The sequence below is a fragment of the Brevibacillus laterosporus genome (assembly GCF_030489605.1).
Lineage (GTDB): Bacteria > Bacillota > Bacilli > Brevibacillales > Brevibacillaceae > Brevibacillus_B > Brevibacillus_B laterosporus_E.
On record NZ_JAUKFY010000006.1, the window covers coordinates 1 to 17,571 of the forward strand.

At 40.0% G+C, this 17,571-nt stretch carries 1 protein-coding gene; it reads right to left on the reverse strand.

Features of this window, described 5'->3' with window-relative positions:
• The coding region (locus QZ995_RS08750; RefSeq protein ID WP_301805634.1) for a non-ribosomal peptide synthase/polyketide synthase at nucleotides 1-17,539 on the reverse strand (17,539 nt) is incomplete at its 3' end.
• Nucleotides 17,540-17,571: the final 32 nt, after the last annotated feature.

The following is a 17,571-nucleotide window of genomic DNA, read 5'->3' on the forward strand; positions in this document are numbered from 1 at the left end:
ACGCTTTATCCTTTGGAGTAAAAGCATACTCGTCACTTCTCCATTGCAGGCAGTTCACAATGGAACGATGTTCGATCATGACCCCTTTTGGCTTTCCAGTTGTACCTGAGGTATAGATTACGTAAGCCAAGTCAGTTGGTTTGTTTATAGCTTTTAAATTCGTAGTCCCGTCAGATACATAATTCTTCTGCTCGTCTAAATCCAGCCTTATCATATTAGCTGAAGTGCTATAGCTCAAATGGGACTGTGTCAGCAAAAGAATAGCACCGCTATCCTGTAAGACATATTCAATCCGGTCAATAGGATAAGCTGGATCGATCGGAACATAGGCTGCCCCAGCTTTCAAAATTCCCAATACACCAATAATCATTTCGACGGAACGCTCTGCCATGATCGCTACTAGCTGATTAGGAACGACTCCTTTATTACGTAGTGTACGGGCTAATTGATTGGCTCTTTCATTTAGCTCTTGATAGGTTACATTCTGCTTGTTCCAGATAAGTGCTGCTTGATCCGGAGTTTTTCTTACCTGTTCTTCAAAAAGCTGATGAATCGTTGTATCCCGCTGATTTCTTTCTGTGTTATTAAACTCTCGTAAAAGCCGGTTTTTCTCTTCATTCGTCAGCATTTCAATAGCAGCTAATTTTACATCAGGATTATCTATGATAGCTTTCATGATCTGTAGAAAATTAGTCAGTAATCGTTCAATCGTTTCAGACCGGTACAATTTCGTGCAATATTCCACACTAATCAGGATTTGGTCACTTTCTTCAGAAGCAATTAAGGTTAGATCGAATTTAGAGTGCTTCGATTTATTGTCTCCTTCATAGCCAACAAATCGTAGATCGTCTAATTCTATTGCCTTTTCGCCTCTGTTTTGGAGAGTAAACATGGTATCAAACATTGGATTTCTACTTACATCACGTTGTATTTTCAGTTTTTCCACCAGCTCTTCAAACGGATAATCCTGATTCTCGTAGGCTCGCAATGCATTTTGTTTTACTTCTAATAAAAACTCCCTAAAGGATTTTGATAGAACTGGTTTGTTTCGCATGGCCAATGTATTGACAAACATACCAACAGTGTTCTGCAAATCAACATGCGATCGACCTGTAACCGGAGTACCCACAATCATATCCTCTTGACCGGAATATTTGGAAAGGAGCACATTATATGCCGCTAACAAGACCATGTAGAGAGTGGTACCTGTATCGGTAGCTATGTTAACTAAACCTGCCATGAGCTCTTTGCCTGTTTCCATTGTGATTAAATCGCCTTCAAAGCTTTGTGTATTAGGCCTTGGAAAATCTGTCGGTAGATTTAACACAGGGATTTCATCTGCAAATGTTTGAACCCAATACTCTTCCTGTTTTTTATACATAGCAGTCTGAGACTGTTCATGCTGCCATACAGAAAAGTCCTTGTATTGGATAGCAAGCTCTGGTAATGCACTTCCCTGATACAATTCCACCAATTCATTGATTATGATCCCAGATGACACTCCATCAGAAATGATGTGATGCGTATCTATCAGTAACAAATAACGGTCCAATCGGGTTTGAACAAGCAAAACGCGAAGCAACGGTGCCATATTTAACTGGAATGGTTTAATAAACTCGTCAATGATCTCTTCCAGTTCTTCGTCAACTGCTAGCTGATGGTCAATAGCAAAATCAACTGCTGGATGAATTTTCTGTACAGGGGAACCATTTACTAACTCGAAGGAGGTGCGCAGGCTCTCATGACGGTTGAGTAAACCTTTAAACGCCGTTTCTAGTTTTGCTAAGTCGAGTTTTCCTTCCAGCAATATGATAGAAGGCATGTTATAGCTGATATCTACCCCATCAAACTGATTAAGAATAAACATTCTTCGTTGTGCTGCTGAGACCGGATAGTAATCTTGCTTTGTAGCAGGTCGGATCGAAATGATCTGCTTCGTGCGCTCCCTTTCCAAGTATTGAGCTATTTCTTCAATCGTTGGTTTTTCAAATAGCACACGTAAAGGAATATCGAGTTGATACTCTTTATGCATGTGAGAAATAACCATCATAGCACGTAAGGAATGACCGCCTAATGCGAAGAAATCGTCCTTACTTCCAACTCGATCAATACCTAAAACTTGTTGCCAGACAGTAGCAAGTTGTACTTCCAATTGTGTTCGAGGAGCCACATATTCTGTGTTAGCAAGCAAAGAATTGTCTGGATCTGGTAACGATCGCTTGTCAATTTTTCCATTTGCGGTTAATGGCATCGCCTCAAGTGAAATAAACGCAGTAGGAATCATCGCGATCGGTAGCTGAGTTGTTAAATGGGCACGTATTTCTGCTGTGCTTACCTCTCTATCCGTAACCATATATGCGCAGAGGAATTTTTCCTTTGCTTGATCTTCCTTTGCTATAACTACTACTTCTCTGAGGCCATCAAGCTTCCGCATTTGTGACTCAATCTCACCAAGCTCGATCCTAACTCCCCTGATCTTTACTTGATGATCCATTCGGCCAAGGAACTCTATATTTCCATCAGGTAACCACTTTGCTACATCTCCTGATCGATATAACTTTTCTCCAGGTACAAACGGATTCTCTACAAATTTCTCAGCAGTAAGCTCTGGTCGATTCAGATATTCTCGGGCAATCCCCGCTCCGCCAATGCATAATTCTCCCACTACTCCGATTGGTACCAGCTCTCCATGTTGATCCATGATATACATCGTAGTGTTAGGAAGCGGTTTACCAATTGGTGCGGTTCCAATTGAAGGCAGAAGTTCAAACGGTTGTTCATAATAACTGGAATCGATGCAAGCCTCTGTAACGCCATAGCTGTTAATGATTCGAATGGAGTTTCCAAATTTACCAAGTAGCGATCTGTAATCCTCCAATGAGCAGCTATCTGCTCCAATTATTAGGAGTTTCATATGACTAATATCAAGCTTATGTTCGTAAATATATTCCATCAAAGGTACAACGAGTGCTGGTGTTGATTCAAAAATGGTTATTTGGTATCTGCTTAACATGTCATACAGGGAAGCTGGATCAAGTTTTACCTCATTTGGGCAAATCACTAGTTGTCCGCCATGAAGTAAAGCTCTAGCAAAATCGCCAGCCGATACGTCGAAAGAGAAGCTGGCCATCTGAAGCAACCGAACAGGGAATGTCTCTAGGTGATACTTCTCTCTCCATGCAAATGCTATGTTGATATAACTCTGATGCTCAATTACAACTCCTTTTGGTTTTCCCGTTGTCCCTGAAGTATAAATAATGTAAGCCATATGATGTTTTTCAGTGACATTCAGTAAATTAGCACCATCGCCTTGGTAATTGTCAGCTTGGTCCAAATACAAGATCTCATGTGAAAATGCAAGCTGCTCTGCTAGATTTTGCAGGGTAAGCAATAGGACCGCACCGCTATCCTTGAGCATAAATTCCTTACGATCTTGAGGATAATCGATATCTATCGGCACATAGGCTCCACCTGCTTTTAATACGGCTAACATACCAACGACCATATGCATCGATCGATCTACCATAATGCCTACAGTTCGCTCAGGCTTAACTCCCTTCTGTCGCAATACGTGTGCCAGTTGGTTCGCTTTCGTATTTAACTCCTGATAGGTTAGCTGTTCATTTTCACAAATAACAGCAAGATTGTTAGGAGTTTTCTCAACCTGTTCCTCAAATAACTGGTGGAACATTTTATTCATTGGATAAGACACTTTCGTTGCATTGAAGTCATAAACGATTTGATTTTTTTCAGCCTCTGACAATATGCTGATTTCCGAAAGCTTTTTATCTGGATTTGTAACGATAGACTGTAAAATTTGCGTATAATGGATCGCCCAACGCTCGATGGTATCTTTTCTGAATAATTTGGTGGAATAGCTAAATTGAAGTTGAATGTTATCCTGCATTTCAAAGGCATCCAATGAGATATCAAATTTAGCTATTTCTCCTTTCATTTTATAAGGGATAAAGTGGAGGCCATCGAGATCAAATCCAGTTGAATCCGTTTTACCCAAGCTAAACATAGTATCAAACAATGGATTTCTGCTTAAATCACGTCGGATTTGCAGCTGATCTACAAGGCTTTCAAAGGGGTAATCTTGATTTTGGAAAGCCTTTAGTGCATTTTCTTTCACTTGGGCTACAAATTCACGGAATGTTAGCTCGCTGAATGGTTTGTTTTTCAGGGCTAATGTGTTGACAAACATACCAACAATATTTTCGACATCTGCGTGTGATCTACCAGCAATCGGCGTACCAATGACAATCTCTTCCTGACCCGTGTATTTGGACAAAAGCACATTGTAAGCTGCCAACAAAAGCATATATAAGGTTGCTCCAGTCGCATTAGACAGATTCTGCAATTCAGTCATTAGCTGTTTTCCAGTGCCAAAAAGGATATGATCACCTTCAAAGCTTTGCACAGAAGGTCTCTGGAAATCAGTTTCAAGATTTAGAATTGGCAATTCGCCTGCGAATGTATCGAGCCAAAACGCTTCTTGCTTTTGAATTACTTCAGTTTGGAACAGCTCATTTTGCCACACAGCGAAGTCTTTATACTGAATGTTAGAGTCAGGCAGATTTAACCCATTATACAACTGGGCGAATTCCTTGATGATAATCTGCATAGATACGCCGTCAGAAATGATATGATGCATATCCATTAAAAAGAGATGGCGTTTTTCTGATAGGCTAACAAGACTTGTTCTGATTAATGGAGCTATTTCCAAATCAAATGGTTGAATAAATTCATCCACGATTTGTTCGACTTGATCCTCCGACGCCTCTTGATGAACAACCGCAAAATCCACATGGTCATGGATAATCTGAACAGGATCGCCATTGATTGTTTTAAAGGATGTCCGCAGTGCCTCATGTCGGTCGATCAAAGTTCTCATTGCATAGTCAAAGCGCTTGTAATCCAAGCTACCCTCAATGAACATCACACCTGGAACGTTATAGCTGATACCGGAGCCTTCAAATTGATGAAGGATATACATCCGTTTTTGTGCAGAGGAAACAGGATAAAAATCGGCTTTGGCAGCTTTCGGAATGGCTACGTACTCTCCCTTTTCCGCGCCAGCAATATAGGCGGCTAGTGCATAAATTGTCGGCGATTCAAAAAGAATTTTTAAAGGTAATTCAGCATGAAACACCTTATGCACGGAGGAAATTACGGTCATTGCTTTTAGGGAATGTCCTCCCAATTCAAAGAAATTGTCCCTAACACCAATCTTGGAGACACCTAATACATTTTTCCAAATCTCAACTAATTTTTCCTCGATCTGATTGCTTGGAGCTACATAGTCTACACCTGTACTTAGGTCACCATCTGGTATCGGTAATGCTCTACGATCCACCTTTCCATTTCCTGTAAGCGGCATTTTCTCCAGATGGACATAGAAAGTAGGAACCATGTAGGATGGCAGCTCTTGAGCTAGCTGTTCACGCAATTGTGGTATAACAGCAGCATTCTCTGAAACGTAATATGCACATAATGCTTTTTGACCAACCTTGTCCTCTACTACAGTTATGACAGACTCCCCTACCCTATCTTGTCTAGCAAGAACAGATTCAATCTCGCCAGTTTCAATTCGGAATCCTCTAATTTTTACCTGTTGATCAATTCGTCCTAAATATTCAATTGTTCCATTAGGCAACCATCTAGCCAAATCGCCTGTCCGATACATTCGCTCTCCTGGAACAAATGGATTAGCCACGAATTTTTCGGCTGTTAACTCAGGCTTGTTCATGTATCCCCTAGCAACGCCTTCTCCACCTACACATAGCTCTCCTGGAACTCCGATTGGTTGCAGGTGATTATATTTATCAAGGATATAGGCAGTCGAGTTGCTAATTGGTTTACCAATCGGTATGTTATCGAGAAATTCCTCATCAATTCTAAAGCAGGTTGAGAAGGTGGTGTTCTCCGTTGGCCCATAGCCATTCCAAATTACAAGATGAGGATTGATTTGTTTGACCTTGTTAATGTGTTTAGGCGATAGGACATCTCCACCGACAATTAAATCAGTAAGACTGGCAAACATATTCTCATTGTCTTGTGATAATTGATTAAATAACGGCGATGTAAGCCACATCGTTGTAATTTGATTAGCAAGCAGGAAGTCAGCTAATAGCTCCGAATCCAACAAGATATCCTTATGAACAAGGTATAAGCGCCCACCATTCAGCAATGCTCCAAAAATTTCGAAAGTCATAGCATCAAATCCGATAGCACCTGTTTGAATCATTCGATCTTCTGGTTTCACCTGAACATAATTCGTATTGATTACAAGGCGAATTACATTTTTATGTTCGACCATTACACCTTTAGGCTTACCTGTCGAACCAGACGTGTACATGATATAAGCTAAATCGCTTGGACGAGTAACATTCAGAAGATTGGTCACATCCCCTTGATACATGCTCTCATCGTCTAGTAAAATCAAGTCCACTTCTTCCTGAAGCTGGAAAGCAAGATGAGGCAGGGTAAGAACAATGTTAACTTGGCAATCTTTCATCATGTAAGAAATTCGTTCGGATGGATACTCAGGATCAATGCCGAGATAAGCCCCTCCCGCTTTAAGGATTCCCAATATTCCTACAATCATTTCATGTGAGCGATCAGCTAAAAGGCCGACAACGTGATTTGACGCGACACCCTTTTGGCGAAGTATACGTGCAACTTGATTTGCTTTATTATTTAACTCTCGATACGTTAATGTATGCCCTTCTGATACAACAGCTATATGATCTGGTTGTTTTTCTGCTTGCTCCTCGAACCATTGATGAATGGCCAGCATTCTTGGGTAGTCTGTTGATGTTTCGTTAAACGCAACAAGAATTTGTTGCTTTTCTTGTTCAGATAATAAACTGACCTCTAACAAGGCTAATTCTGGTTGTTTTGTAATAGTATCGAGGATTTGTAGGAAATGACCTGCCATTCTTTCGATGCTTTCCTTTTTGAACAAACTTGTACTAAATACGAGCGAGAACTGTATGCCAGATGACTCTTCGTTTGCTTCTAATGTTAAATCGAATTTCGAATAGCCCCTTTGTGTAACATGAGGTGTTATTTGTAGATCTTCTAATACAAACGATTTTTTCTCCATATTTTGCAAAATAAACATAATATCAAATAAAGGATTTCGACCTAAGTCTCTTTGTATTTCTAATTTTTCGACGAGGGATTCAAATGGATAATCCTGATTTTCATAAGCTTCCAACGTATTTTGTTTTACTTCCGCTAAAAATGCTTTGAAAGACTTCTGAGCACTTGGATTGTTTTTCAACGCCAATGTATTTACGAACATACCCATTACTTTTTCCGTATCAGGATGGACTCTACCAGCAATAGGCGATCCGATCACGATTTCTTCTTGACCAGAGTACTTCGATAATAAGACATTAAATGCAGCCAATAGTACCATATACAATGTTGTTGAAGTTTCATTCGCAAGCTTGTATAAATCCTCCATAACTTGCTTTCCGGTATGAAAAATAACTTGGTCCCCATCAAATCTTTGTACAGTAGGTCTAGAATAATCGGTTGGTAAATTGAGAACAGGGATTTCACCTGCAAATGTGTTTGTCCAGTAGAATTCCTGTTTTATGATGGCATCCGATGCGAAAAATTCATTTTGCCAGACAGCGAAGTCCTTATAGTGAATCCGAAGTTCTGGCAAACTCTCCCCACGATATAGCGCCGCAAATTCCTCAAATAAGATCCCTGCTGATACTCCATCTGAGATAATATGGTGCATATCCATTAAGAAAAGATGTTTTTCTTCCTCTAATTTGATAAGCCCGATCCGTAATAAAGGAGCTGCTTCAAGATCAAACATTTGAATGAATTCATCTACAAACTGATCCACTTGATCTACCGAGGCTTCCCTATAGAAAATAGAAAGTTCAACTGACTGATGTACACGTTGCATCGGTTCACCGTTTACAGAATGGAAAGAGGTTCGCAATGTCTCATGTCGGTTTATTAATTGCTGTAGTGTCTCTTCAAAGCGTGAATAGTCTAGCTTTCCATCCATGTAAAGCGCATTTGGCATGTTGTAAATGGTTCCTGCTCCATCAAACTGACGTAGGATATACATCCGTTTTTGAGCAGATGAAACCGGGTAATACGCTTTAGGCGAAACAGCTTGAATAGGAACATACTTACTTTTCGCAGCCTTATCAATAAATGCAGCTAATTGGGCAATTGTAGATTTTTCAAATAGCACCTTTAAAGGCAATTCTACGCCACATTCCTTATGCACAAGAGACATCACTGTCATAGCTCTTAATGAATGACCGCCTAGATCAAAAAAGCTATCATTTACACCAATTCGCGAAATTCCCAGCACATTCTGCCAAATCTCAACTAATCTGGATTCAGTTGCATTTCGAGCAGCTACATAAATTGTCCCTAGTATTGGATCACCCTTTGGCTTGGGTAATCCCCTACGATCAATTTTTCCATTTGGTGTTGTAGGGAAAGCCTCTAGCTGCACAAAATAGGTTGGATTCATGTAATCAGGCAATGCCTTTGCTAAATGCGCTCTCAGATCAGCTAATGTGATCTCCTCTTCAGCTGTAAAGTAGGCTATTAATAACTGCTCTTCATTTGAATCCTCTGAAACGACAACAACTGCCTCATTGATCCGATTAAATGTCAGAATGGCATTTTCAATCTCGCCAATCTCAATTCGATAGCCCCTAATTTTAACCTGTTCATCCATCCTGCCAATATATTCAATCGTGCCATTTGGTAACCATTTAGCATAATCACCCGTTTTATACATGTGTTCACCTGGCACGAAGGGATTAGGCACAAATTTTTCTTCTGTAAGGTCTGGGCGCTGTATATAACCTCTTGCTAACCCTCGGCCACCGATGCACAATTCACCGATTACTCCAACAGGCTGTAACAGATGATTGCTATCAAGGATATACACCGCTACATTGGCGATAGGGCGGCCGATTGTAATTGTTTCCCCTGCCTCAATGGAACGCATGATTGTTGTGGCAACACTATTCTCTGTTGGACCGTATTCATTATTAATTTCAATTGCAGGATTTATTTGCTTCACTTTTTGTACGAGCTGAGGAGTTATTTTTTCTCCCCCTAGCGTCACGTTACCCAACGACTCTAAATCTTCGGCTGTTGAGCAATCCAGAATGGCATGTAACAAACTAGGGACGCCATGGTAATGCGTTATATTTTCACCTGCAATTAAATTTCTAAGCGCAAAGGGGTCTTTCGCATCATCCTCTCCAGGCAAAACGGAAATCGCTCCTCCCATCATTGGAGAGAACAGACTAGCGACGAATCCGTCAAAGGCAAACGAGAAAATCTGCAAAATCTTGTCATTAGGGCTAAAACCGTATTCCTCTTTTCGATACAGCAAGCAATTGATAATAGACTGGTGTTCTATCATGACTCCTTTTGGTTTGCCTGTCGTACCGGATGTATAAATGATATAAGCCAGATCGGATGCTTGATTTACGTTGCATAGATTTTCGCCACTTCCTACATAAATTTGCTCATCCTCAAGGTCTATCCATTCGATATCAGTTGTGAGTTGTTTACTCAGATGCGATTGGATCAAAAGCATGGTAACCCCGCTATCTTCAAGCAAATATTGAATACGATCTTGTGGATAAGCTGGATCAATAGGCAAATAAGCCGCACCTGATTTTAACACCCCATAAATCGCGATAATCATTTCAAAGGATCGTTCTGCCATTATCCCCACTATTTGCCCTGGCTGTACTCCCTTATTTCGCAAGAACATTGCCAGTTGGTTAGCTCTCTCATTTAACTGGCGATACGTCAATGTTTGTCCTGCATAACGAAGTGCGATATGGTCTGGTGTTCTTTCCACCTGTTCTTCAAAGAAGCTCTGAATTGTTCCTGTAGGATATGGCACGTGATTATCATTAAAATCAATAAGCACCTGTTGTTGTTCTTCTAATGTAAGCATATTGATTTCAGATAAAGTGACCTCTGGATTCTCGGTTACTGCTCGAATAATTTGTACGAAATGAGACGCCATACGTTCAATGGTTTCCCTTTTAAAGAGCTTCGTGCAGTATTCGAGACAGAATACGATCTCCATACTCTCTTCTGTTGCTTCTAAAGTGAGATCGAATTTTGCTTGTGTAACCCCTGTAATATATGGATCGAAAGTTAAATGATCGATCTCAAAGGTCTTTTTGTCCGTATTTTGTAAAATGAAAAGAGTGTCAAATAATGGGTTTCGACTCATTTCACGATGTACATCCAATTTTTCGGCTAGAACCTCAAATGGGTAGTCCTGATTTTCATAGGCCTGTAAGGTATTTCGTTTTACTTCCTCGATAAATTCTCTAAACGTCTTTGTTCCAACCGGATTATTTCGTAAAGCCAACGTATTAACAAACATTCCTACTATTTGATCTACATCTGCATGAGTTCTGCCAGCAATAGGTGAACCAACAATAATATCTTCTTGCCCAGAATACTTAGAGAGGAAGATATTATAGGCTGCTAATAAGACCATGTACAGAGTTGCCCCTGCCTCATTTGCAACCCGATATAAATCCTGCATCAGGTTCGTTCCTGTACCAAAAATAAATCGATCCCCCTCAAAGCTCTTACTAAGCGGACGCGGAAAATCAGTCGACAAATTCAAAAGAGGGATTTCTCCTGCAAAAGTAGTAAGCCAATACGTCTCCTGCTTATTTAATACACCTGTTTCAAACCAATCATTCTGCCATGCAGCAAAATCTTTATACTGCAAGCGAAGCTCAGCCAATTCCTTTCCTTCGTATAGGTGAACAAATTCCTTGATAAAAATTCCTAATGAAACACCGTCTGCTATAATATGATGCATATCTACTAAGAAAAGATGCCGTTCTTCTGTTAATTTGACCACTCCAACGCGTAATAGCGGTGCAAGTGAAAGGTCGAACGGTTGAATAAAGTTTGTAATCAGGGTATCTAGTTGATCTTCAGTTGACGACGAATAAGAAATGGAAAAGTCGATCTCTTCATGTATACGTTGAACAATTTCGCCATTAATGGAGTGGAAGGAAGTTCGCAACGATTCATGACGTTGAACCAGTGCCTTCATTGCTAGCTCAAGACGTTGTACATCCAGCTTCCCATCAATATACATAACACCTGGCATATTATAGCCAAGATCAGCTCCGGCTAACTGACGAAGGATATACATTCTCTTTTGAGCTGAAGATACAGGATAATATTCTTGCAGCGGAGCCGGTTGAATATTCACATAGTCTCTTTTCTCAGCTTGGGAAATGTATTTGGCCAATGTAGCAATTGTCGGATTTTCAAAAATGGTTTTAAACGGTACTTCTATCTGAAATACCTTGTTTAATTTGGAGATCATGCTCATTGCTTTTAACGAATGTCCGCCTAATGCAAAAAAGTTATCTTCCACCCCGAATTTGTTAGCAGAAAGAACTTCACTCCATATGTCGCTTATTTGCATTTCCAAATGATTTCTCGGAGCCACGTATTCTGAGCCTGTAACAATGGTTCCCGCAGGCTTTGGAAGAGCTTTGCGGTCTACCTTGCCATTCGGTGTAAGTGGAATTTTATCCATGCGAACAAAATAAGAAGGGATCATATAAATAGGTAACATGCTCCCCACATGCTCCCGCAAATCAGATACTGTAATTTCTTGTTCAGAAATAAAGTAAGCATATAGCAAGTGAGACTCATCTTCCTGCGCAGCAATAACAACTGCCTCTTTGATGAATGGATGCTGTAATAATTGCTTTTCAATTTCACCTAATTCAATGCGGTAGCCGGAAATTTTTACCTGCTGATCTGCTCTTCCTACATATTCTATATTTCCATTTGAGAAATATCTCGCCAAATCACCTGTACGATACATACTCGTGCCTGGGTTAAATGGATTTGAGACAAATTTTTCATCTGTTAAGCTAGGCTGGTTTAAATATCCTTTAGATACACCTTCACCACTAATACATAACTCTCCAACAATGCCAGGCGGGACTAACTGACCTCTTTCGTCAAGAATGTATGCCTGTGTATTAGCAATCGGTCTACCTATAAACGGCCGGTTTGCAAATTCCTCACAATTATCTGCATGCAATATATGTGTGATGCACCCAATGGTCGTCTCTGTAGGACCATAGTGATTCATGATCTGTGCTGAAGGATATTGATCAAGGTATGTCATCACATCAGTCACTCGAATCGGCTCTCCCCCCATTACAATTAAACGTAGGGAATCGCAATAATTTGTCTTCATGAATGACTCACTTTTAACTACTACACTGAATAGAGAAGGAGTCAATTTAACATAAGTGATCTGATTTTCACTGATATACGATAGTAAACGCTCCGCATTGATATATTCATCTTTTGTCAATAAATGCAATTCACTGCCTGACAAAATAGCAGAGAAAATTCCTGTATAGCCTAGGTCAAATGCGTAGGAAGATACGAGCACTGTTTTATCTTCCCATGTTACATTAGCCTGACGTGTAAATGCGAAAACATAGTTTATTGCATTACGATGAGCAATTTGCACTCCTTTTGGCATTCCGGTCGTACCGGATGTGTATATGACATAAGCCAAATCCTCTGAACTCACCTTTGTTGCAGCAGGTATTTGCAGCTCGTGGTAAAGCATTGCTTTATCCAGCGCAAGCGTGCTTACTGATGCTGGAAGAGCATTTGACAAATCGTTCAACGTTACAACAACGTCTACCTTGCTGTCTTCAAGCATATAAGTAATTCTCTCCATTGGGGCATCCGGATCAATCGGCAGGTAAGCTCCACCTGCCCTCCAAATCCCCATGATCCCAACCATCATTTCTAACGATGGAGGAGTCATAATTCCTACGATCTTATTGGCATGTACCCCTTTTGCCTGTAATAGAGCTGCAACATGGTTAGCTTTTTCATGTAGTTCCTGATAAGTCAATTTATCTTTTCCGAGCACGACTGCATTTTGTACAGGGTATTCCTTTACGCATGCTTCAAACAAATCATACATCGTCATATCACGTGGAGGATCTACTTTTATCCCAGATGTTCTTGTCAGGAGATCAGCTTGCTCTTCTTTTGTTAATAAAGGAATTTCGGCTAGCTTTATCCCTATATTTTCAGTAAAGACACCCATGATCATTGTGAAATGTTTGATGAACTGCTCAATGGTCTCACGTTTAAATAGCGCTGTGCTGTATTGTAATTTACAATGAATTTCTCCGTCCGCCTCGGAAGCAAAGAGTGTCATATCTACCTTTGAAACAGAGTGGACAAAGTCATATGGTGTTATTCTTAATTGATCTAGCTCCAATGCGGTTTGATCCATGTTTTGTAGCACAAGCATCGTATCAAATAACGGATTTCGACTAAAATCACGGGGTACATCTAATTTATCTACCAAGGCTTCAAATGGATAATCTTGATGCTCGAATGCTCCTAATGTCATTTGCTTCACTTCAACAATGAACTCGTCTACTGTCTTACCCGCCTCAGGATAGGTTCGCATCGCTAGCGTATTAATGAAGCTTCCCATAATTCGTTCAACATCAGCATGTCTTCGTCCAGCTATGGGTGAACCAATAAGGATTTCCTCCTGGCCCGCATACTTGGATAAAAGAACACTATAAGCTGATAACAACACCATGTACAGGGTAGCTCCTGATTTTGCTGCTATTTCATAGAGCCCTGAAGTCAACTGTTTTGAAATGACAAAGTCAACCCCATCCCCTTCAAAGCTTTGAGTAGCTGGTCTGGGTGAATCCGTAGGCAGCTGAAGTACCGGTATTTCACCTTTTAATGTGTTGATCCAGTAGTTTTCTTGCTTTTCAAATATCTCGGATCGGAACAGCTCGTTTTGCCATACTGTAAAATCCTTATACTGGATACGCAGCTCAGGTAAGCTCTCACCATCATAGAGCTTCATAAACTCCTCGATAAATACAGAAATAGATACTCCATCTGATATGATATGGTGGATATCTAACAGGAAGAGATGCTTTTGTTCTTCTAATGTAAGCAAGCTGACTCGAAGCAATGGTGCCATAGATAAATCAAATGGTTGTATAAAATCGCTAATAATCTGCTCTATTTGATCTTCCTTAGCATGCATTCGCATGATTTCTACTTGCACAGATGAATGTACCTTTTGTGTTGGTTCACCTTCTATCGTATGGAAGGAAGTACGTAGTGCTTCATGTCGTGTAATTATGCTTTTCATTGCATATTCAAAGCGTTGTATATCTAAATTCCCTTCCATGATGAGAGCACCTGGCATGTTATAGCTAACGCTGTCCTTATTAAGCTGATGAAGAATATACATTCTCTTTTGAGCAGAGGAGACTGGATAATACTCCTGCAATACTGCTGGTTCAATTGCCGAGTACATTCCGCTTTCTGTGTTAGCTATATAATGAGAAAGGGCAGCAATGGTAGGTGTGTCAAATAATACCTTTAAGGGTAAATCAACATTGAATGCTTTCGAGATTTGAGAAATAACCGTCATTGCCTTCAGAGAATGTCCACCTAATTCAAAAAAGTTATCTAAAACACTAACTTTATCTATGTTTAAAATACCCTTCCAGATCGTTACCAATTGGTCTTCGATAAGAGTGCGCGGTGCTACAAATTCAACTCCTGTACGAATGAAGCCATCAGGTTTTGGCAATTTTTTTCTCTCAACTTTACCATTGGCTGTTAAAGGAATTTCTTCCAGTCTGATAAAGTAAGAGGGAATCATATAAGGTGGCAAAGTACTTCCTATATGTTCGCGCAGTTCAGATACAGGCAGTTCAGCATCAGAGACAATGTAAGCATAGAGAACATTTTGCGCTGATTCATCTTTTTCGACAATGACGACAGCTTCTTTGATCATTTCATGTTGTACTAATTTTGCTTCAATTTCTCCCATCTCTATGCGATGACCCCGTATTTTTACCTGATGATCCGTTCTTCCCATATATTCCATATTGCCATCTGGCAACCATCTCGCAAGGTCCCCGGTTCGATACATTCTCTCCTGGGGTTTAAAGGGATTTTCTATAAATTTTTCTGCAGTCAATTCAGGACGATTTAAATAGCCTCTAGCAACACCATCGCCAGCAATGTACATTTCTCCAATCGAACCAATTGGGACTGGCTGTAAGGCTGTGTCTAATAAGTAGATCTCTACATTGTCGGCTGGTGCTCCGATTGGTACAGAATCTTGAGAGGTATGATTCGGATCAAATGTATAGAGCATGCAACCTACTACTGTTTCCGTAGGACCATATTCATTCATGATTTGTACAGTTCCACCAAAGTTACGGACTATTTTGCCAGCAAGCTGTGTTTGTAAATTCTCGCCACCCACTATAAATCTCCTGATGTTACTGTTCGTACCATCGAATTCCTCTATTAGTTTTAGATGTGTAGGGGTTAATTTTATGATTCCAACTTTATTATCTCTGAGTATGTCTTGAATAACCTGTACCTTATCTTCTCCTCCATAAATATAGATCGTATTGCCGGAAACTAGTGGAGTAAAGATAGATGTGACGGTCAAATCAAACGAAATGGACGAGTAAAGCGGAAAATGAATAATCTCATTTTGTACATACACTTTTTTAGCCCACCAAATATAATTGACAAGCCCTTGATGAGTGATCATTGCTCCCTTTGGATTTCCAGTCGATCCTGAGGTATAGATGATATAGGCCAAATCGTCCACACTGCTTTTATTAATCAGATTAACAGTACTCCCCTGATATAGGTCTTGATCGTCTAGATAGAGGCTCTCTATCTTATGGCCATCAATTTTATTGGAAAACTTTTGCTGGGTTAGCAAAAGAGTGCTTTGACTATCCTCTAGCAAATACCGAATTCGATCTTCTGGATAATCTGGATCAATCGGCAAATAAGCAGCTCCAGATTTTAAAATAGCGAGTATCCCGACAACTAATTCCAAGGAGTGCTCTGCCATGATGGAAACAACGCTACTACCAGTAACCCCACTCTCTCTTAGAACATGCGCGAGTTGATTGGAAGATTCGTTTAATTCCTGATAAGTCAGCTGTTTTTCTCGACATACGGCTGCTACTTGATGCGGCGTTTTAACAACCTGCTCCTCAAATAGCTCATAGATTGTTTTTGTTTTTGGATAGTCAGAGGCTGTGTTATTATACTCTACTACTAGCTGTTGTTTTTCCTGCTCTGTCAGAATTGATATATCCTTGAGGAGTATATCAGGGGTGTTAATGACCTGTGCCACAATGCTTTGAAGATGATCTTGCATTCTAGTAATAAAAGCTGAATCATAAACATTCGCATTATAGCTGAATTTAATCATCATCTCGTTCCAAGGTGCTACCGCTACAACTACATTTAAGTCATAGGTGGTTTGCTCTTCTCCATTTTCAATACGGATACGAAATCCCAAGGCTTCCTCCAAAGAATCCATGTTGTTGTCTGGGTAATTTTCGAACGTAACAAGATGGTCGATTAGCTCTTGTTTTACCAATGACTGACTTTGTATCTCATATAAAGGGGCATAGTCATACTTCGTAGATTGGATTGCATTTTCGCGTGCATTTTTTATCACTTCCTGAAAAGACAGCAAGGGGTTGACGTGTAAGCGAGTCGGAATAGTATTGATGAACAGACCTACCATATGTTCAATGCCTTGTATTCCTGGAGGCCTGCCTGAAACAACTGAACCAAATACAACATCTTCCGTATTTTTATATTTACTGACCAAAATGCTCCAAATGGCATGGAATACATTGCTTAACGTTGCCTGATTACGGTTTGCGATCTGTTGGAGATTTTTGGTTGTTTCCTGATTTAATGTAAAAAGTGCCTCCTTCAGATCATAGCTTTCCTTGCCAGTCTGCGGCTTGTTTTTAGGAAATTCCGTATGCAGTTCATAACCCTCCAAATGCTTATTCCAATATTTCAATGCCTCTTCTTTATTTTGCTTCTCTAGCCATTTTATATATTCACTGTATGGCTTAGACACTTCTCGTGGAATTGATTTATTTGCCTTCAAGGTAGCATAATAGCTAAGAAGCTTATGAATAAGAATCCCTAATCCCCAACCATCTATGATGATATGATGAAAAGCCCAAAAAAATTGATAGATGTTATCACCGGTTTTAAAAATGGAGGCCCTCATAAGCACGTCCTTCGTTACATGAAAGCCTTGTTCTTTTCCTCTGTTTTTATAAGTTTCAATATATTCTTTTTGCTCATCATCTGCAAAACGCGTGATATCCTCAAAATATACCTGCATTTTTCTCTCTTTAAACACAACCTGTCTAGCACGTTGTAAATTTTGATACACAAATGCTGTCCGGAGAACCTCATAGTTTTCGATTAGCTTATTCATGCTTTGTTGAAACAATGGAAGATCGAATTCACCCTGAATCGTGGCAGTCATCTGGAGATAGTAGGCACTTGTTTGCTCATCCAAAATAGAATGAAATAGCATGCCCTCTTGGAGCGGAGTTAACGGATACACTTTTGCAATATTATCTTGTTTTTTCATTTTGGCACCTCAGCTATGTGATATGAAAAAAG